This window comes from Streptomyces sp. NPDC046862 (assembly GCF_040704615.1).
GTDB lineage: Bacteria > Actinomycetota > Actinomycetes > Streptomycetales > Streptomycetaceae > Streptomyces.
In genome coordinates, this window is record NZ_JBEYXP010000061.1 from 44,303 (window position 1) to 63,739 (window position 19,437).

The window sequence follows — 19,437 nt, forward strand, 5'->3', positions numbered from 1 at the left end:
CGCTGGCATGAGTCCCACCACGACGGCAGTGGACAGGCATCGGCTCAGCTCCGTCGGCCCTGGCGGCGGCGGTAACATCTCGAGCTCGTCGATACACAGAACCCCCAGCACCGCCCCGACGTCCTTGATGGCTGCCTTACGAGTTGGTGCGTGATAGCGGGTGAAGCGTGATGGGCCGGTGGCATGATCCGTCTGTGGCGATCATGGTCAATCGGGCGGTGCTGGCGCATCGACTGTTCACGGGGATCTCTCGGCGTCATCTCGCGTGCCTGGTCGAGGAGTTGGCGGTGCCGTGGCAGGCCGGGGTCGAGGGTCGTCGTCATGCTGCACGAGGCGGGATCCGGAAGCGGGCCGCGGGAGCCGGCGCCCGCCACCAACTGGTCGTCGTCGACGGGCTGGTGGCCACGCTGATCCATCTGCGGCACGACCTGCCGCACTCGGTACTGGGGCTGCTGTTCGGCGTCGACCGCTCCACCATCACCCGTGCGATCGCAGAGATACATACGCTCCTGGCCGAGCGGGGGTGCGCGGTCCCCGACCGCCCCGGCCTGCGACTACGGACTCTGGCCGACGTGTTCGCCTACGCTCAGGCCGAAGGCATCGAGTTGCGGCTGGATGCTACCGAGAACCAGGTCCGCCGACACCGGCCGGCCGCGCCGGACGGCGCGCATTCGTTTCCGGCAAAAAGAAACAGAACACCATGAGGGCCACCGTCATCGCTGACTGGCGGGGCCGCACGTTATGGACCGACACCCTGCGGCCTGGCACGATGCCACGGCCGTCCGCAAGGAGGGCATCGCCGTCTGCTTCCAGCACTTCCCTGACGCCGAGGTCCTCCTGGACGACGGCTACCTCGGCCTGAGCCGCGACCATCGCGGGCAAGCGGTCACACCGCCAAGAAAACCGCGTCCGGGAGCACTGCCCGGCCGAGTCCAGCAGGGGGAACGCGACCGACATGGCCACCCCTCCAACCGCATCACCGTCGAACACGCCCTCGCCGACCACAAGCGCTGGAAGCAACTGACGCGCTGGACCCACCGCCGCGACCGCCTGCCCGACACCTACCGCGCCATCGCTGGCCTCGTCTCCGACCGCACCACCACCTGAAAACAGGCCCCGAGCCGGGCTCATCACGCCTCACCCGCTGTCACGCACCAACTCGTTGGGGCGGCTCCGCGGGCAACGGCGCGGCGAACAGCCCCGTTCTGTACGTTCCCTGCCCGTAGTGGGAAGTTGGAGGGCCTGGTGGTCGTCGAGTCTGTCCTCGGCCACAGAGCCCTCCACTCGCCGCAGAGAGGATCGATGGCGGCCGCGAGGCATCGACACGGCGGCAGGCGAGCGAATGATCGAGCTCTTCGCGGCTCTGGCCGCGCCCACGCCGTCGCGCTCGATGCTTCTTTGTCCGCCGCGGAAATCGACGCTCTGTCCCTCAAGGTCGTGACCGACGCGGCAACCGGCAAGCGTGACAACGAACTGCTCGCCGGGCTCCCGGACACATTCGCGACCGTGATGCACAGGCCGTCAACGTCTTCCGCTTGTGTACCTACAAGAGCGGGCAGTAAAATCACCGGCTATTGCGGATGAGCAGGGAACTGCACTGTGCGCTGATCGTCTTCGCCGAACGCTCGCCGACGCCGTCACCCGCCTGCGGAGACGTCTTCCGCCGGGCGGTCGAGCCAGGTCTGCCACAGTGATCATGGAAGATCAGGCAGCCTCTGGCATGACATAGCCGTGGGCGACGTCACGGCGTTCGGCTGGACGGGTCTTGCGCCGGGTGAGTCGTCGTGTCATCTCCGCTGACGGTCTCGGACGCCTTGACGCTCTGGGAGTCTTTTCTGAACTAGGCGATGTGCGCTTGCTTGTCCAGTTTCTGGATCTAATCCTGTTCCAGAGTCCGCTCTAGATCAGCTAGATCTTGCTTCATCTGTTGAAGTTTCTGGGAGTCGATCATTGGTCCGAACTGCGTCGCAATGATATCGAGCTCCACTTTGCGGGACCTGGCTAGAAGATGGAGGAGAGATTGCATGGTTACTCCGACGCCCTCAACACTGCTTGTGGCCTTCTCCAGATCTTTAAATTGCCTGTCGGCCCTGGCCCCTAGTCGCTCCACTGCTCCGCGGATCTTCGTGCATGGTGCGCCCAGTGCAGCCTCCAGATTCCCACTTGCTTGGGGCGCGAAGGTCGCAGCGGTAATCCCAGCCAGATCGGAAGGCAGGGTGGGAGGAGTCGTGCGATCGTAAAGCATGAAGGTGCGATCGCGCCCCAATGCCCCAATGAACAGCCCGAGTTCAAAGAGCACATTATCCCTGGCTGTGGGCTTCTCCGTATTCCGAGATACCGTCAGGTCATCGGCAGTAAGCACGAGCAGGGCAAAATCGAAGCGCGGCAGAGCCGTAACGAGCGATTCAAGCGTTCCCTGAGTGAGACCGAAGATCCCCTGGGTCCAGAGTTCCACCTCGCACACTTTGTCGAGAACGACCTGAGCAGCCTCCGCGATCCGGAGCCCCTCAGACGATGACCCGATGAACAGGGCAGGACGAATCATCAAGCTCCCCCTTGAACCGAACAGACGACCGCTAAAGCCAGCATGATGCGTCGAGCCCAACGCTACCGGTCATCATGCATTCAGGTGCGGCTTGTGTCGATTACTACTCTCACTCAACTATGAAATCGTTGCTCTGCTGGGGTCCGTCGTGGTGCTGGGCAGGACTGGAATGCCGAGGTTGACGGTGCTGGGCCGACAGATGCGTTCGTCGACCAGTACGAGCTTCTGCTGGGCCCCTGCGAGGCTGACCTTGAGACCCTCCACTTCTCCAAGCGATCCCTCGCGGTGGGCTTCGTCGATGCGGGTGAGGGGGTTTGTCGCGGATCTACACGAGGCGGTGCCGTTGTTCGGGGTCCGGTCTCAGGAGGGAACATCGCAGGCAGGAGTGCTCATGGATGCAGGGGTGCTGAAGGCTCTTCCGCAGGTTCCCAGGGCGGCCTTCCGCCGCTCGAAGTGGCCGAGGAACTCCTCCCACTCCTCGTCGGTCGTCACTCTGTACTCTTCGGCGGGACGGAGGGCTCGACGGCGGGTAATGAAGGCCCGGTGACCGTTGATGACCTCCTCGGGATAGACCGCCTTGTAGCCATGGTCGTGTTGATGTCCTTGTTCCCGCAGATGAGTTGGGCGATGTGGGGCGGCATTCCGTTCATCACGGAGTCGGTGCCGAAGATCCTCCGCAGGTCGTGCGGGGCGAACTGCAGGGGTTGCCCGCTGGCGTCGGTGATTCCGGTCGCGGCGGCCGCTCGTTTGAGGAAGGTCCGAATCGAGGCTTCGGTGATCGGTCGGTCTTCCAGCCGGAGCCGGCGCTGGAACAGCAGTGGCCGCGGCGGGTCCAGACCCGTTCCTGGACGCCGTAGGCGGTGACCAGTGGAAGTGCTCCGTGGTCGTCGCGTACTTGGCGCTGAGCACGCCAGCAAGTTCCGGGGAGATGACCAACAGACGTTCCGTGTCCGTCTTCGACGGGACGTCGTGCAGCAGCGGAACCAGTCCGCCAGTGGACGGAAGTGCGTACTGGATGAAGCTGTGGTGGCTGAGTTCGGTCAGCTCCTCGATCCGGATGCCGGTGTGCCAGAGGACTTCGACGGTGGCCCAGGCCCAGAATCCGTGATGCTCTTCGAGAGTGAGGTCGCGTCGTTCGCCGGTATCGGGGTCCCCGGCCCAGATGCAGGTGCCGCCGCGACGGTGGCTGAGCACTGGTCGCCGGAGCCGTTCGCCCAGGCCAGTGAACTCCTGGCCAGGGGCAGATTGTTGAGCTGCGGCCAGGCGCTCGGCGGTCTCGCGCCGGCCCTTGTCGGCGATGACCACCAGAACGGGGAGGACGGGCATCCGTTCTCGGGTGCGCTGGTCCATGCACGCTTTGCGGTGTTGCTTGCACTTCGTGTGGGATGCCTCTTCGAGCCGCATCGGGCAAGGCGCGACCCAGGGGCCCCAGCGGGCCGGGTCGGCGGTCGCCCAGTGCGCAATGTCCTGGCAGAAGGCCCGCACGACGGTGATGCAGTTGACCGCTGCAGCTCGGGGCCGAGTGCCGTGGCGGGTGGTGCTGACTTGGACTCTGCTTCCAGGCTGCCGCGACCTGTGGCATCAGCTGCAGGCTGTCGATCCCAGGGTGGTGCCGTTCCAGGTCCAGAGCACTTCCGGCACGAGCGTCAGGTGACGACGCCGGGGACCGTGGTCAGCAGGTGCCGGGTGCCGTTGGCGTGGCGCACCGTGAGCCTGACCGGTCTGCCGGGGGCCGCGGACGCGACGGCCCGTGCGAGGTCGGCGGCCCTCGCGACGCGGGTGGAGCCGAAGGCCAGCAGGACGTCACCGCGGACGAGGCCCGCGGTGTAGCCGGGCCCGGGGACGTGGACCCCCACGACGAGCGCGCCCGCGCCCCCGGTGGAGTCGACGACCTCGACGCCCAGGGTGGTCCGCAGGGGGGTGCCGACGGCGGTGGGAGCCGAACCGCCCTGCTGGGCCACGGGCCTGGGGGCCTCGGCCAGAAGCGCGGAGCGGCTCGACCGGGGTGGTGCGCCCGACTGCGGGCCGGACTCTCCGGGCACGCCCGCCCGCTGCTGCGGCTCCGCCCTCTTGTTCATGGCGATGACGGCGGTGCCGACGGTGCCGAGTCCGACACCCGTCAGGACCAGGACCATGGCGGCGAGCCCGGCGAGAAGCAGGGTGGTGAGCCGTTTCCCCCGGCGGGGTGCGGCGTGCGGGCGCCGGGCGGGGCCGGACGCGTCGATCGGGTCGGTCGGATCGGCGCCGCCGGGCTCCTGGCCGGGCATGGGCTTGGGTCGCAACACAGTCTGTTCCATCAGTAGATCTCCTCCGGGAGGCGATCTACCCGGCGCACGACGGCGCGACGATCCACGAAAGAGTGAGACTGACGTGGGGGCGGCCCGTCCGATTCGCCTGAACAGAGGCTGCCCTGAGCGCGATGGAACACGCGCGCCCCGGGCAGCCGAACGGGCAGGCAGGGGACGGGCGTCAGCCCGTGTGTCCCTCGTGGCCGCCGTGGCCCGTGCCGTGGTCGAACTTCAGGGCCTCCTCGGGCATGACGACGAAGGGCCGCATCATGCCCATGTCCTCGTGTTCGAGCAGATGGCAGTGGTACATGAACCGGCCGTACGCCCCGTCGAAGCGGCCCATCACGCGCAGCATCTGGTTCCCCGGCACCTGGAACACGTCCTTGTGGCCGCGCTCGTTGGGTGCGAGGGGAATGCGCGTGTCCGGCCTGAACCTGATCGGCCTCACCGTGCCGCCGATGGCCGGGTCGAAGCCGGAGACGTCGTACGCGTCGCGCCCCATCAGCTGGAAGTCCGCCAGGTGGATGTGCATGGGGTGCACGACGCCGGGCGGGGCCAGGTTGAGGAAGCTCCACTGTTCGTAGGATCCCTCGGCGACGGTGAAGCCGAGTCCGTCGTTGAAGGTGCGCGCCGTGCGGCGGTACGTCTTCGTGGTGCCGTCCTCGCCGGTGATCTGGATGATGCCGTCCGTGGGGACCTGGATGTCACCGGGGTCCTTGACCTCGGTCATCTCCCAGATCTCCAGGTGCCCGCCGCCGCCCTTGGTGCCGGGGGCGGTGAGCACGATCATGCGGTGGCCGTGCTTGGTGTCGTGGGTCAGCGGGCGGAACGAGCCGGAGAGGACCTCCGGCAGTTCGAAGGTGTCCTCCTCGCCGGTTTCCTCCTCGCAGGTGTCGCGGACGCGGAACTCCATGACCTCCGGGTAGCGCACGTCGTTCGCCGGGTCGGGCACTCCGGGCGCCTGCCCGCGGCCCTTGTTGACCAGCCGCAGCGTCCGGCCGGCGAGCGCGCGGAAGTCGACGAGCAGGTCGAACCGCTCGGCCGGGGCGGCGCTGAGCACGGGCAGGTCCCCGGTGAAGTCGATCGGCACGGGCCGCGGCAGCAGTCCTCCGTCGCTGCCGATCTGGTACACCACACCCGGCACCGGGTTGTCGTCCTCGTCGACCAGGACCAGGTTGTAGATGCGCGCGTTCGACGCGTTGACGAGACGGAAGCGGTACCAGGCGGCGTCCACGTCGGCGTACGGCCAGATGCGGCCGTTGACCGTCGTGTACGGGCCGGTGAACGGCAGCGAGACCGGCTTGCCCGTCTCGGGGTTCTGATCCTGGATCCGGACCGTTTTGTGCAGCAGGCGGCCGTTGAGGCGGCCGTCCTCGTCCGTGTCCAGGTTCCGGTCGGCGAGCAGCAGCGGGATCTCCCGCTCCCCGCAGGGCAGGTGGAGGGCGTCCTCCTCGTCGTCCCGGACGAGGTACGTGCCGTACAGGCCCGTGTACACGTTCCACCTGGTGATGTTCATGGCGTGGTCGTGGTACCACCACTGGACCGCCTGGTGGTCGTTCGGGTATTCGGCGAGCTGGGCGTCGCCGAAGCCCACCGCGTTGTCCGCCCAGCCGTCGTTGCCGCCGCCCGTCTGGGCGCCGTGCAGGTGCGTCACCGACCAGGCGGGCAGGGCTGCCACGTCCTCGTTCGGTTTGGCGTCTCCGCGGCCGGGCTCCGTGGTGGGGGGCGGAGCGGCCGGGGACACCTCCACGGCGGTGACCGGGTACTCGCTGCCCTTCGGGATGCGGTTGGTCCAGGCGATGCGGACGCGCTGCCCGCGCCGCACCTCGATGGTCGGGCCCGGCACCTGCCCCTCGTACCCCCACATCAGGGTCGGCGGCAGCTGCGGGTGGAGCCGCACCCAGGTGGGGCGCAGCGCGATCTCGGTCTCGCGCAGCACGTCGCCGGACTCGGGTCGCAGGACGGGCGGGACGGGCAGCGGTGTCACATACGGCGCCAGCTCCCCCGCGGCGAGCGCCTCCCCCTCGGCGATGTGGTCGGTGATCCTCTCGATGATGTCGGTCAAGGCTTGAACACCCCCGTGTTCTCGTTGTCTGTTCCCCTCACATCAGAAGACTCCCGGCACCCCACGGAAGTTCCCTGAATATCCGATTCAGCGAAAGAAGTTGCAAAAGTTCCAAAAGGAACCGGAAAATCCTGTTCTCGGTGGCGGCCCGGTCAGAGCGCGACGGGCTGCGGCTCCCAGGTGAACGGCAGCGCCGGGGCCCGGTCCGGGAGGAAGCCGTGGGCGCGGCGGGCGAGGGAGGCGGCGTCGTAGCGGCGGACGTTGCTGTGCCAGTGCAGGATGCCGGGCAGCCAGTTCTGCAGCTCCGTCACATATCCGTCCATGGTGGCGCGGGCCTCGTCCGAGAGGTCGAAGTCCTCGTAGACCACGGGAAGTTCGTTCTTCGCCACGTGCTCGAACTGCTGCATGCGCTGGGTCATCAGGTCGTGGACGACACCGAGGGCGGTCGGGTAGTCGCAGCCGAAGAAGGTCTGGACGACGAGGATGCCGTTGTGGACCTCGCCCTCGTACTCGATCTCCTTCTGGTACGAGAAGCAGTCGTTCATCAGGCACGCGTAGTCCATGGCCGCGGTCTCCAGCGAGCGGACCGGGCCGCTGCGGTAGACCTCCGGCGGGACGGCGGGGCCGTGGCCCCTGCGGCACAGGCGGAGGGTGAGGTCGGAGCCGAAGGTGGCGCGCCGCATCTCCAGGTAGTCGACCGGGTCCGGGACGCGGTGGTGGATCTGGTTGGTCAGCTCCCACAGCCAGCTCTCGGTCATGACGTTCACCGCCCGCTTCATGGCGTGGCGCTCGGCCTCGCTCATCTCGGCGGCGGTGCGCCGCCAGAGGTCGGTGAGACCGCGCTCCATGCCGCCCACCGGGACGAAGGGCGGCTCGCCGTCGAGGGGCATGCAGGCCGACAGGCGCTCGGTGCACAGCTTGGCCGCGGCGAGGTCGCGGCGGGAGCCGAAGACGAGCGGGTAGTAGTCGTCGGCGTACGTCCCCCATGCCAGCCACTGGGAGCTGAGGTCGAGCGCCTCGGGGGTGCCGTCCGGGTCAAGGCCCGCCGCGCACAGCGGCAGGTCGCAGGCGGCCAGCTTGTCCTCGTCCCAGACGCCCTCGTTCAGCATGCCCATGCGGTGCATCCAGGGGAGAAGTCGCTGCCGGGCCCCGTCCAGACCGGGGTTGAGGCGGGCCTGGAACGGCATGTGGAAGTCGGGGAGCAGGGACGGGCCGACCTTCTGGAACGGTACGTGGGCGTGGCCGCGCAGCCGCTGCGCCGCGGCCTCTGCGAGCAGCGCGCCCATGTCGGAGGCGGAGGTGGCGAACCCCGCCCGGCGGGCCGTCGCCGGGCCCGAGAGCACTGTTCCTCCGAGGTCCAGGGGCCCGCGCGTGACGCCGTCGTTCATGTACCGGCTGGACCTCATGTGCCATTCGTGGCCGCCCGACTGCCAGTCCTGCAGGCCCTTGGTGTATGCGGCGACGGCGGCGACCTCCGCCGGGGTGAGTCCCTTCTCCAGGGCCAGCGCGGGGACTTCGGTGAGCGCCGTGTGCTCGAACTGGTGGAGCCGGGAGGTGAGGACGTCGTTGACGGTCTCGGCCGCCTCCTGCGTCGTACAGCCGAAGAAGGTCTCCAGGACGAGGACGCCGTTGCTGAGCTCGCCCTCGTCCTCGACCTCCCGCTGGTAGGAGAACAGGTCGTTGCGCAGGTGGACGGCGTCGGAGAACGTCTCCATCAGCACCCTGAGCGGCCTCGACCGGGCCGCGACCGCGGGGACCTCGGCGGTCGCGTACTCCACGAGCCCCGCCGACCAGGGGGCGCCGCCCACCTTGCGGCGCATCTCGATGTACTCGACGGGGTTGGCGATCCGCCCCTCGTTGATGTTGGACAGCTCCCACAGCGACTCGTTCAGCAGGTGCTCGGTGGCCACCGCGAAGCGCCTGCGCCAGCCCATGGACATCGAGGGCACGGTGCGGGCCCACAGGTCCGCGAGACCCGCCTCCACGGGGTTCTCCGGCTCCGGCACGTCCGCCGTGAGGTCGAGCGGCATGAAGAGCGGCAGCCGGTCGAGGTAGGCCTTGCCGCCGGCGCGGTCCTGGCTGCGCTTGAAGGTCTCCAGGAAGTGGTCGTCGAAGAAGAACACCCACACGTACCAGTCGGTGATGAGCGAGAGTGCCGGGCCGTCGCAGTCGGGGTGCGTGTACGCGCAGAGCAGCCCGTAGTCGTGCGCCTCCAGGTCGGACTGTTCCCAGATGCCGGAGCCCTCCAGCATGCCCATGTCCCGCGCCCACGCGGTCGAGTGGGCGCGGGCCTCCTCCAGATGCGGGTTCAGCCTCGCGGGGTACGGCATGTAGAAGTGCGGGAGTTGGAACGGCTGCGTCATGGCCGCGCCCTACCCGTGGCGTCCCGCGGGTATCCGCCGGGCAGCGCATGATCACACGATCGCGTTACCTTCTCGGCCGTGAACGGCCAAGCTTGTATGCTCGACTGTTCACACCTTGTCCTGGCTCAGATCCTCTTGGCTGTCAAGTCGTCGGCCGGAAGCGAGCGATGCACTGTGCCGGCCCGTTCGCTTCGTTACGATCGCCCTCGGGGTCGCCGTCGTACTGGAGGGCACGGGCAGATGAACCAGAGACTGGGTGCTGCCACATCGGCCGGGCTGGGGATCGTCGTCGCCGTCCTGACCAATCTTGTCACCTCAGGTCCCACGGTGCCGCTCGTCGTGGGCTTTGTTGTGGCGGCGGTGCTCTGGGTCGCGCTGACCGCGCTCCACCAGCCCGGCTCGTCGCCGCCCACGGCGCCGACGGCGCAGACGCACGGGGCCAACAGCCCCATCATCAACGCCGACAACAACAGCGGCACCATCGGCATCAACACCCCGCCGCACATCACCGAGGAACCTGAAGCCGACGGCAACACGGCGTCATGAGCCGGCTGTTCAGGAAGGGCGCCCCGTCGTACAGCACGTCCGGGCCCAACTCCCCGATCATCTATGCCCCCAACAACAGTGGCTCCATCACCGTGGGCAGAGAGCTGTCCAGGCTGGGGAACGCCCCACAGGCGTACCGCGGGTACGTCGATGCGCTGACCCGGACCTATTACGAACACAACCCGCTGGTCGCGGAGTTCCACAGGTTCCTGGGCGAGCGGGACCGGGGATACTTCGCGGTGGAGGCCGAGCCGGGGATGGGCAAGTCGGCCTTCGCGGCGTGGGTGGAGGCGCGCCAGGAGACGGACGCCGCGCACTTCGTGCAGAACGGGGCCCGAGCGGGACTGACCCCGACGGCCGTGCGCAGCCTGGGCGCCCAGCTCATCACCACCTGGCGGCTGGACGATCTGGCTCCCGACGAGTTGTTGTCCGACGGCAGTGGAGAGCCCGAGTGGCTGGCCCTCGTCATCGAGAGGGCAGCGGCGCGCCGGGACGAGCAGCGGCCGGGGCGGCCGATCGTTGTCGTCGTCGACGCGCTGGAAGCCGTGCACGAATACCCCGCGCTGGAGCTGCCGTTCGGGCTGCCGCAGCACCTCCCGGGCGGGGTGTACGTGGTCGTCACCGCACGCACCGGACGGTTGAGAAACACCCCGGCGGACCAGACGCACCGCGTCACGCTCCCGCCGGACGATCCCGGCAACCTCAAGGCGCTGGACGGGTTTCTGCGCACCCGCTCCCGGAACGACTCAGGCCTGGCCCACGCCCTGGACCGGTACGGCGTCGATGAGGGCTCCTTCGCCGCCCAGGTCCTGGAACGCAGCGGGGGCTCCTGGGTCTACGCCCATTACGTACTGAAGTCCATCGGCGAGGCCCCACAGATGGTCCGCTGCCTTCCCGAGCTGCCCCGCGGCCTGGACGAGTACTACAAGAACCGCGTCCTGCCCCTTTGCCTCACCCCGGACAAACAATGGGACGAGCGGCGGATCGCGCTGCTCGCCGCTCTCGGCGCGGCCGCCGAGCCCGTGGACGGCCCCACCCTCTGCTCGCTGGCCGGGATCGACGAACCGTCGCTCGTGGACGCCCTGATGCGGGACGGGCTGCGGCCGTTCTGCACGGTCGTCACGCCCGAGGACGACCCGGACGGGCCGCCCCGTTACACACCCCACCACCCCAGTCTCCGCGAGTACCTGTCCAGTTCGTCCGACGCGGCCCTCAGGCGGGCCACCCGTGCGGCCCACGCCCGTATCTGCGACCGGTACCTGACGGCGTGGGGAGGCCTCGACTCGGGGCTCGACGCGCTGGCGGGCCATCTGGAACTCGCCGATGCGGACGCCGGATATCCCGTACGACAGATGGTGTCCCATCTGCTGGAGGCGGGCCGGGAATCAGAAGTGCACCGGCTGCTCGCGGTGAGCCGGGGCGGGAGGAATCTCTGGTACGCGGTGCACGAGCGGGCCGGTGGCATCGGCGCCTATCTGCGGGACATCGAGCTGGCGGAGACGGCGGCCGAGGGGCTCGGCACGCGGCTGCGCTACCGCCTCATCCGGGCGAGTGTGACCTCGGCGGTCACGGCGCTGCCTCCCGGGCTGGTGAGGGAGATGGTCACGCGCGGCTTATGGACGGCGGAGCAGGCGTTTCACCGTGTCGAGCGCATGGGCGACCCCATGCTTCAGGCACGGGCGCTGTTGCTGCTCGTACCGGATCTGCCGAAGCGGCTGCATCCGGATGTGCTCACGCTCGCCGCCGCGTACGGGGACGAGGACCGCGCCCCAGTGCTGGAGGAGATCATTCCGCTGTTGGACGACGGGCTGGTCGCGGCCACGCTCGAGCCGGTCCTCGCCACCGACAGCGGTCTGCCGCTGCCCGGGCCACTGGTCGCGCTGGCCGCCCGGCTGCCGCACGACGAGCTGAGACGTCTGGCCCATCACCCCCTTCTGGCGGACAAGCCGGGCAACAAGGCATACGTACGAGCCGCTGCCGCCCTGTTCCTGCACCCTGACCGGAGGGCCGGGGCCCGGAAGGCGCTGCGGATTCTGCGCTCGGTGAGGCATGTACCGTCCCCGGAGCCGCTGATCGCCCTGCTCACGCACGTGCCTGCCGACGAGACGTTCGACGACGTGCTCACCCTGCTCGAGGCCAGGCAGAGCAGACTGGGCCGGGGCACGACGTGCACGCCGGGCGCGCGCGGGGCCACGGACCGCGTCGAGCGCCTGTTGTCCGTGCTGGACGCCGGCGTTGACATGAGGGTGGCCGCCTTCGTGCTCCACCGGGCGGCCGGCCTCGACTTCAGCAGGCCCCATGTATCCGACCTGCTGGACATGGCGCTCCAGCTCAGGCTGCAACAGGTGGGCCCGGGCCCGCTGTACTACGCGCTCGTCGATCGGCTGTCCACCACCGAGGTACGTGACTGGCTGAGCGCGCTGTTCCCTCCGGAGGGAAGACAAGGGCGCCGACTGTTCACGGAGAGCCGGCATGTCCTGCTCGGTGCCCTGCTCCGGCGGCTGCCGCCCGAGGAGGCCCGCACCTACGCCGAGACCGAGATGTCGGCCGTCCCGGAGATCCCGTCGGCCTGGGAGTCCCGGGCGCACCTGGTGGCGTACCTGTCCCCCGAGTCTCGCCGTCGCTACGTGAAGGAGGTCAGCCGCGGGTGGGGAAGGTACGGCGGCTCTTTTGGCAACGCCCTGCTCTGGCACACGCTCGACCTGATCGGTCCGTATCTGAACGAGGAGGAGCTCGGCATCGCGCTGGAAGCGGTGAGCACGGAGGACGCGTGGGAGGCGGGCGCCCGCCTGATGGCCCTCGACGTGCTCGCCGCTTATCTGCCCGACCACCTGCTGCCGCAAGCAGTCGCCGACAGCGCCCGCCGCTCAGTCCGCGGGCAGGCCCAGGCTTTCTCCGCCCTGGCCGAGCTGGCAAGGCTTCTCCCTCCGGAGCGACGCACGCCCATCGAGGAGCGGAGCCTGGCGTTCGTACGGGACGCCCTGGCGCCGTCGGCATGGGCCGACGCGGTGGCGGAGCTGTCTCCCGCTCTGTCGGCGGACGCCGCCGTGAGCGCGCTGGCGATCCTGGAGTCCGCGCCGGACACCCCACAGCTGTGGATACGGTCCCGGCCGACATGGGAGCCGTCTTCCGCACCGTCGTCGGACGCCTCGGTGAGTGCGCGGATGACCGCGCGGCCGGTGTACGAGCTCGGTGGCGGTGCGCGGGCGGTCGAGGCGCTCAGCGCGGTGCTGCCCGATGAGGCCTTGCCGCAGGCGTGGGCGGTCGCCGTACGCGGCGTGGAGGAGGGCCCCGCACAAGTCGGTCTCTACGCACGCCGGCTCGTTTCGCGGCTGATCTCCGCGGGGTGGGGAGGACTCCTCGACGACGTACTCCCCGCGGCTGCCGCATGCATGCCGCTGGCGAGCGAGAACGATGTGGCGCACTTTCTCCGTTTCGCGGACCTGGCTTCGGTGGAGCAGGTGCGGCGCGCACGGGACGCCCTGCTGGCACGCGGCGACAGCCCGCCCCGCCGCGCAGAAGCCCTCGCGTATCTGAGCCGTCGTCTCCCCGAAGCCGAGAAGCACTCCCTCGTAGAGGTGGTGCTGGACATGCTGGCGAGCGTGCTGCGGGCCCACCAGGGCACCGACACCTGGCATCGCTGGATCGATCCACGTGCCCTGGGACACCTGTACCGGGCCGGGGCCACCACGGCGGCGACCGAGGCGCTGCGCGAGTTGCTCTCTCCCGACGTCGCAGGGTACGTACTCAAAGAGTTCGGGCCCCCGCTGCCGGCACCGGTCGTCGAGGAAGCCCTGGCCATGGCCCTCGCGGTCGACTACACCTTCGGCAGGGCCCACATACTCGATGCCCTCGCTCCCAGCCTCGACGAGAACCAGATCCGAACCGTCCTCCGGGACGTCGTGGACGCCGAACCGGTCGACCATGACCACCTCCAACTGCTCACAGCACTCGCTCAACGGCTCGAGCCGGGTGCCCCGGACTCCCCGCTGCCAGAGGTGGTCCAGCACGCCTGGCGGGCCGGAGATGCGGAACTGGCAAGGGGCACGGACGCCGTTCGCACCTTCCTCCCCCTGCTGCGCCGGACCGACGCCACCAGGTGCCGGGTCCTGGTGGAACAGATCATCGACTGCCACACGCCCGACACGTCCACCTCCTGGAAGCCGGAATCCGATTTAGACTCCTGCGTCGCCGTCCTGGAACCCGGGGAACTCGCCGACCTGTACGACCGCGTCACCCGGGCCCGCAACCCCGCCTCCCGTGCCGCCGCCCAGGCCACGGTCCTGCGTCGGCTGGGGGACGAATGGCCTGGTGCCGACTTCCCCGGCGCCACTGATCTGCCGCCCACCTGGCCCACCGACATCGACCGGCCCACGCTGTGCCGACTGCTCGCCGCGTCGGCGTGGTGGATACGGCGACAGCGTGGCCGTGAGGCACTCGTCGAGGACGTGGCCGAGGCCCTGCTCGACGTGTGGACCTGGTGGCCGTGAACTCGCGGTGACGACTTCACGGACCCGCAGAATTCATGTGCCGGGCGAACTCGCCGAGGACCGCACCGTCCGCCCCACCTCCGCCCTCAACTCCACGAATTCCCGCAGCCCCCGCGTACCGATCTGGTCCCGTTCGCCGGGGAGTCGGACCGGCAGGTCCAGGGCCACGTGGGAACCGGGGCCCGGCGAGAGGGCGATGACGCGGTCGCCGAGGTACACGCTCTCGTCGATGTCGTGGGTGACGAACACGATGGTCGTGTCGTCGGTCCGGTGGACCTCCAGGAGGAGGTCTTCGAGGTCCTCGCGGGTCTGGGCGTCGAGGGAGCCGAAGGGTTCGTCCATGAGGAGGAGGGAGGGGCGGCAGACCAGGGCGCGGGCGATCGCGACACGCTGTTGCATGCCGCCGGAGAGCTGCCAGGGGTGGCGGTGGCCCGCGCCCGTGAGGCCGACGCGGTCGAGGATGCGCTCGGCATCGGCCCTCCGCTCGGCACGCCCCAGCCCCCGGCGACGCAGCGGCAGCGCGACGTTCTCGCGGACCGACAGCCACGGGAAGAGGGAGCGGCCGTAGTCCTGGAAGACGACGGCGAGACCGTCGGGGACGCCCGTCACGAGGGCGCCGTCGATCGTGATCTCGCCCTCGGGCGTGGGGAGCAGGCCCGCGATCGTACGCAGCAGGGTCGACTTGCCGCAGCCCGACGGGCCCACCACGCAGAGGAGTTCGCCGTCGGGGACGGTGAGCGTGAGGTCGCGGAGGACCGGGTGGTCGCCGTACCGCTGGCTGACCTTGTGCAGTTCGAGCATGGGGTGCGCCTCACCTGGCCCAGGGTTCGTAGAGCGCGCCCCCGGTGCCGGTGACACGGAGGTGCAGGAGGAAGGGGCCCTCGTCGTCGGCGAGGTGGAGGGCGTGGTCGAGGGCGCCCGGGAGTTCGTCGGGCCGTTCCGCGTACGCCGACGGGCAGCCGAAGGAGGCGGCCAGCGCGGCGAAGTCGATGCCGGTGATGTCGGTGCCGGGGACCGGGGCGATGTCGATGCGGCGGCCGAGGGCGCGTACGGCGCCGTAACCGGCGTTGTCCAGGACGAGGTACGTCACCGGCGCCCTGTGCCGGGCTGCCGTCCACAGGGCCTGGATCGAGTACATCGCCGAGCCGTCGCCGATCGCGCACACCACCCGGCGGCGGTCGGCGAGCGCCCGGCCGACGGCGAGGGGGAGGCCCCAGCCGAGGGCCCCGCTGCCGGTGGTGAGGAAGCCGCCGTCCTGGACGATCGGCACGCGCGCGTGGAGGGCGTCCCGGTGGCTGGGCGCCTCCTCCACGAGGACCCGGTCGTGCGGGAGGCGTTCCCGGAGGAGGTCGAAGACCAGTTCCGGGGTCACGTCGCCCGATGTGGGTGCCGGTGGTGGCAGGCGGCGCGGCAGCGGCGGGTCGCGGTGGTCGGCTCCCTTGAGCAGGGTGGTGAGGTGGGTCAGGGCCGGTTTCAGGGTCGTGACGAGGCTCGTGCCCGTGGGGAGCCAGGCCGCCTGGTCCGGGTCGGGGTCCAGGTGGAAGAGGTCGGTGCCGGGGTGGAGGGGCGGGCCCTCCGTGTGGACGTGGTACGTGAAGAGGGGGGCTCCGAGGGTGACGACCACGTCGTACGGCTCCAGGGTGGCCGCCAGTTGGTCCGCGACCGGCGGCAGGAAGCCCTGGAAGAGCGGGTGCGACTCGGGGAAGCCGGAGCGGCCCGACAGCGGGCTGATCCACACGGCGGCGCGGACGCGCTCGGCGAGCGCGCGGACCTGCGCGTGCGCGTCCTCGTCGTCGACGCCCGGGCCGACGACCAGCGCCGGGCGCGCACAGGTGTCGAGGCGCGCGGCGAGGGCGGACAGTGTCTCCGGTTCCGCCGTGTACGCGCCGTGCACGACGCGCGGGGTGACGGGGTCGGCGGGCCGGTCCCAGTCGTCCTCGGGGACGGAGACGAAGACCGGGCCACGCGGGTGCGTCATCGCGACGCGGTACGCCTCGGCGAGAGTGGCGGGCACGTCGGCGGCACGGTCGGGCTGGCGGCTGAACTTCACGTACGGGCGCGGGAACCGGGCGGGTTCGTCGGCGCCGAGGAAGGGGCGCAGCCGGAGCAGGGCGCGGGACTGCTGGCCGGCGATGACGACGAGGGGCACGCGGTCGCGGTACGCGTTGAACACGGCGCCCAGGGCGTGGCCGACCCCTCCGGCCGAGTGGAGGCTGACGAGGGCGGCGCGCCGGGTGCCGATCGCGTGCCCCGCGGCCATCGCCACGACGACGGACTCCTGGAGGCCGAGGACGTAGGTGAAGTCGTCGGGCCAGTCGCGGAACATGCGCAGCTCCGTGGAGCCCGGGTTGCCGAAGACGGTGGTCATCCCGGTGTCCCTGCAGAACGCGAGCACGCGGTCCAGAACGGTGGGCTGTCCCGGCGTCGGCCGGTCGCCTGCCGTCGAGTCGGTCATGGTGTGCCTTCCCTTCCCCGGCCGGTCAGCCGTCTCTCGACCATGAGCAGGCCGGTGTTGAGCAGATGGCCGAGCGCGCCGAGCAGGAGCAGCGCAGCCCAGACGGTGAGGAGGTCGGAACGGGACTGGGCGTCGGTGAGGGTGAATCCGATGCCGTCGGCCGTGCCCGGCAGGAGTTCCGAGAACACCATGAGGATGAGGGAGAGGGACAGGGCGAGGCGCAGACCGGCGAAGATCCGGGGCAGCGCGGACGGCAGGAACAGCAGCCACAGGCGCTCGGCGGCGTTCAGCCGCAGTACGGCGGCGACGTCGAGGCGGAGGGGTTCGGTGTTGCGGGCGCCCTCCGCCGTGTTGATCAGCACCGGCCACACGGCGCTGAACACGATGGACGCGAGCTGCATCGGCGTTCCGAAGTCGAAGACCACGACGAAGACGGGCACCAGCGCCGGGGGCGGGACGGCGCGCGCGAACTGAAGTACCGGATCGCACAGCGCGTACGCACGGCGTGAGCGGCCGAGGGCCATGCCGAGCGCGATCCCCGCCACGGCGGCGAGGGCGAAGCCGGCGGCCATGCGGCCGAGGCTCGGCAGGACGTTGTCGACGGCCTCGGTCGTGAGGAACGCGTGGCTGACCGGCCCCGAGAACCACAGGTCGTAGGCGTGGCGCGCGATCCGGCCGGGCGGTGGGAAGAACACGCTGTCGTGGGCGCGGGCCGCGGCCTCCCACACGAGGACGGCCACGGCCGGTCCGGCCCACCGGAGCAGCGCGCCACGGGCCGCCGCGGAGGCGACCGCCATCCTGCCGCCTGCAGCCGGGGGCGCTTCGGGTACAGCCACTCGGGTCATCGCGTCCGCTCCCTGTGTTCGGGTGTCCACGGGAACAAGGCGCGTTCGGTCCGTACGAGTACGGCGTTGACGACCAGCCCCAGGGCGCCCGCCCACACCACACCCGCCAGCACGTCTCGTGTGCCGTCCGTGGCGAGGCCCGCCTGGGCGATGAAGATGCCGAGGCCCTCGCCGAAGCCGGACAGGATCTCCGTGGCGACCGCCAGGATGAGCGCCACGGCGGCCGAGATGCGGACGCCGGCGGCGATGAAGGGGGCGGTGGCCGGGAGTTCGACGCGGAACAGGACGGCGAGGCGGCCGAAGCCGAAGGCGCGCAGGGTGTCCTTGGCGAGGGGGTCGGTCTCGCCGAGGCCGTAGACGGTGTTGAACAGGATCGGCCACACGGAGGCGTAGGTGACGAGGGCGACCTTCGTCTCCGTGCCGGAACCGAGCAGCAGTGAGACCAGCGGGATCAGGGCGACGGACGGCAGCGGGCGCAGGAACTCCACGATGGCCCGCGTCGCCGCGTCGACCACCGGCACGCTGCCCAGCAGCAGCCCGGCGGGGACGGCGATGACGCACGCGAGGCCCAGTCCGAGGGCCCACGCCCGTAAGGTGGCGCCGACCGCGTGGAGGAAGGCGGGGTCGCCCGCCAACTCGGCCGCGCGGGCGAGGACTTCCGAGGCGGGCGGAAGGTACGTACGCCGGACGATCCCCGCGCGGCTCACCCCCTCGCAGAGCCCGAAGGCCAGCAGTACACCGAGCGCTCCGAGCAGGAGATCGTGACGAGTCCGCACACCCACCTCACTTCACCAGCAGGCTCCCGGGATCGAGTTCCTTCTTCAACAGGCCTTGTTCCCGCATGAGTTCGGTGAGCCGCCGCAACTGGGCGGCGTCGCTGGTGGCCGGATACGCGGGCAGGTGGATGGAACCGGCCTGATCCGCGGTCACCTTGGTGTACTTGGGAAGTTGTTCCCGTACGGCCTCGGGATCCTGGGCCGCGATCTTCGCGGCGGCGGTGACGGCCCTCCGGAAGGCGGCCGCGGCCTCGGGGTTGCCGGAGGCGAACTGGCGCGTGGTCACGTATCCGCTGATGGGGATGGACGTGACCGGAGAGGACCCGCCGTCGATCAGGACCCGTGCGCCGAGTTCCTGCTGGATCGCGCTGGAGAACGGCTCCGCCGCGTGCACCGCGTCGGCCTGGCCCTTCTCCAGGGCGGCCCCCATCTGCGGGAACGCGATCTGGCGGTACTCGGGCAGGCCCGCGCCCCGCTCCTTGAGGATCGCGTCGAGGGTCAGTGACTGGATGTTGTTGAGGATGTTGACGGCGACCTTCCTGCCCTTCAGATCGCCTGGGTTCCTGATCGGGGAGTCCTTGGGCACGAGCACGTCCATCATGTGGGGCGCGACCCTGGCCCCCTCGGCGAGGATGCGCAGGTCCAGCGTGCCCTTCTCGTCCGCCTGGAAGAAGGTGACGTAGTTGGCGCCGGCGATGACGTCCACCTGGCCCTTGGCGAGGGCGGGCAGGGCCTGGATGCTCTGCTGCACCGGCTGGATACGGACGTCGAGCCCCTCCTTCTTGAACAGTCCCCGGTTCTGCGCGAGGTACAGCGGGGCGTCGTCCGCGAGTGGCAGTGCGGCGACCGTGATCTGTTTCGAGGAGGAGTCGCCGCCGTCTCCCCCCTCGCCTCCGCAGCCAGCCAGAGTCAGAGCCAGCACGGTCACCACCGCAGCCAACCCGCTTGCCTTCACCCGCAGTTGACGTAACGTCATGCGCGCATGGATACCTCTGCGGGCGGCTTGATCACAACGCTTCGGCACGCCGTTCTCCGCACGCCGTTCTCCGCACACCGTTCTCCGC

At 69.9% G+C, this 19,437-nt stretch carries 12 protein-coding genes and 1 pseudogene; 3 read left to right on the forward strand and 10 right to left on the reverse strand.

Annotation, left to right across the window (positions count from 1 at the left end; all coding sequences use genetic code 11):
- The first annotated feature begins 203 nt into the window (after positions 1 to 203).
- Positions 204 to 1,107: pseudogene (locus tag AB0959_RS44335) on the forward strand (transposase family protein).
- Between the two features lie 769 nt (positions 1,108 to 1,876).
- On the opposite strand, the gene AB0959_RS44340 reads toward AB0959_RS44335, so the two are convergent.
- The 5 genes from AB0959_RS44340 to cyc2 all read right to left on the reverse strand — a co-directional run bounded on the left by AB0959_RS44340 (position 1,877) and on the right by cyc2 (position 9,261).
- Positions 1,877 to 2,545, reverse strand: a complete 669-nt coding sequence (locus tag AB0959_RS44340; protein WP_366832558.1) for a nucleotide-binding protein — start codon at positions 2,543 to 2,545, stop codon at positions 1,877 to 1,879.
- 488 nt (positions 2,546 to 3,033) lie between these two features.
- Entirely contained in the window at positions 3,034 to 3,462 is a 429-nt protein-coding gene (locus AB0959_RS44345; RefSeq protein ID WP_366832559.1) for a tyrosine-type recombinase/integrase, read from the reverse strand.
- A 729-nt stretch (positions 3,463 to 4,191) separates the two neighbouring features.
- Positions 4,192 to 4,842: a PDZ domain-containing protein gene (locus tag AB0959_RS44350; protein ID WP_366832560.1), complete on the reverse strand. Its 651-nt coding sequence runs from the start codon at positions 4,840 to 4,842 to the stop codon at positions 4,192 to 4,194.
- A gap of 172 nt (positions 4,843 to 5,014) precedes the next feature.
- On the reverse strand, positions 5,015 to 6,898 hold the full coding sequence (phsA, locus tag AB0959_RS44355) for an O-aminophenol oxidase PhsA (RefSeq protein ID WP_366832561.1): 1,884 nt from the start codon (positions 6,896 to 6,898) through the stop codon (positions 5,015 to 5,017).
- Positions 6,899 to 7,050: 152 nt separating this feature from the next.
- The gene (gene cyc2 / locus AB0959_RS44360; RefSeq protein WP_366832562.1) at positions 7,051 to 9,261 is read right to left on the reverse strand and encodes a germacradienol/geosmin synthase Cyc2; all 2,211 of its coding nucleotides are present in this window, start codon (positions 9,259 to 9,261) and stop codon (positions 7,051 to 7,053) included.
- Positions 9,262 to 9,501: 240 nt separating this feature from the next.
- Between cyc2 and AB0959_RS44365 the strand changes: the two genes are divergently transcribed.
- Together AB0959_RS44365 and AB0959_RS44370 are read left to right on the forward strand one after the other, a co-directional pair.
- A complete protein-coding gene (locus tag AB0959_RS44365; RefSeq protein ID WP_366832563.1) occupies positions 9,502 to 9,807 on the forward strand; it encodes a hypothetical protein in 306 nt (101 codons plus the stop codon).
- Positions 9,804 to 14,297, forward strand: coding sequence for a hypothetical protein (locus AB0959_RS44370; RefSeq protein ID WP_366832564.1), 4,494 nt, complete (start codon positions 9,804 to 9,806; stop codon positions 14,295 to 14,297). Before AB0959_RS44365 ends, AB0959_RS44370 begins: the two co-directional genes overlap by 4 nt.
- 33 nt (positions 14,298 to 14,330) lie before the next feature.
- Here AB0959_RS44370 and AB0959_RS44375 read toward each other — a convergent pair whose 3' ends face one another.
- Genes AB0959_RS44375 through AB0959_RS44395 form a run of 5 tightly spaced genes read right to left on the reverse strand, consistent with a single transcriptional unit; the run spans position 14,331 to position 19,349 of the window.
- Positions 14,331 to 15,098: an ABC transporter ATP-binding protein gene (locus tag AB0959_RS44375; RefSeq protein ID WP_366832565.1), complete on the reverse strand. Its 768-nt coding sequence runs from the start codon at positions 15,096 to 15,098 to the stop codon at positions 14,331 to 14,333.
- 10 nt (positions 15,099 to 15,108) lie between these two features.
- A complete protein-coding gene (gene mdlC, locus AB0959_RS44380) occupies positions 15,109 to 16,752 on the reverse strand; it encodes a benzoylformate decarboxylase (RefSeq protein WP_366832566.1) in 1,644 nt (547 codons plus the stop codon).
- Positions 16,749 to 17,549: an ABC transporter permease subunit gene (locus AB0959_RS44385; RefSeq protein ID WP_366832581.1), complete on the reverse strand. Its 801-nt coding sequence runs from the start codon at positions 17,547 to 17,549 to the stop codon at positions 16,749 to 16,751. The genes mdlC and AB0959_RS44385 overlap by 4 nt, the downstream gene beginning before the upstream one ends.
- A 44-nt stretch (positions 17,550 to 17,593) precedes the next feature.
- Positions 17,594 to 18,373: an ABC transporter permease gene (locus tag AB0959_RS44390; RefSeq protein WP_366832567.1), complete on the reverse strand. Its 780-nt coding sequence runs from the start codon at positions 18,371 to 18,373 to the stop codon at positions 17,594 to 17,596.
- Between the two features lie 7 nt (positions 18,374 to 18,380).
- On the reverse strand, positions 18,381 to 19,349 hold the full coding sequence (locus tag AB0959_RS44395; protein ID WP_366832568.1) for an ABC transporter substrate-binding protein: 969 nt from the start codon (positions 19,347 to 19,349) through the stop codon (positions 18,381 to 18,383).
- Positions 19,350 to 19,437: the final 88 nt, after the last annotated feature.

Bases quoted from the DNA above. Each gene is read 5' to 3' on its own strand.
- AB0959_RS44375 (WP_366832565.1), bottom strand. From the start codon at position 15,098: ATGCTCGAACTGCACAAGGTCAGCCAGCGGTACGGCGACCACCCGGTC.
- AB0959_RS44395 (WP_366832568.1), bottom strand. From the start codon at position 19,349: ATGACGTTACGTCAACTGCGGGTGAAGGCAAGCGGGTTGGCTGCGGTG.
- AB0959_RS44350 (WP_366832560.1), bottom strand. From the start codon at position 4,842: ATGGAACAGACTGTGTTGCGACCCAAGCCCATGCCCGGCCAGGAGCCC.
- mdlC (WP_366832566.1), bottom strand. From the start codon at position 16,752: ATGACCGACTCGACGGCAGGCGACCGGCCGACGCCGGGACAGCCCACC.
- cyc2 (WP_366832562.1), bottom strand. From the start codon at position 9,261: ATGACGCAGCCGTTCCAACTCCCGCACTTCTACATGCCGTACCCCGCG.
- AB0959_RS44340 (WP_366832558.1), bottom strand. From the start codon at position 2,545: ATGATTCGTCCTGCCCTGTTCATCGGGTCATCGTCTGAGGGGCTCCGG.
- AB0959_RS44385 (WP_366832581.1), bottom strand. From the start codon at position 17,549: ATGGCGGTCGCCTCCGCGGCGGCCCGTGGCGCGCTGCTCCGGTGGGCC.
- AB0959_RS44370 (WP_366832564.1), top strand. From the start codon at position 9,804: ATGAGCCGGCTGTTCAGGAAGGGCGCCCCGTCGTACAGCACGTCCGGG.
- AB0959_RS44365 (WP_366832563.1), top strand. From the start codon at position 9,502: ATGAACCAGAGACTGGGTGCTGCCACATCGGCCGGGCTGGGGATCGTC.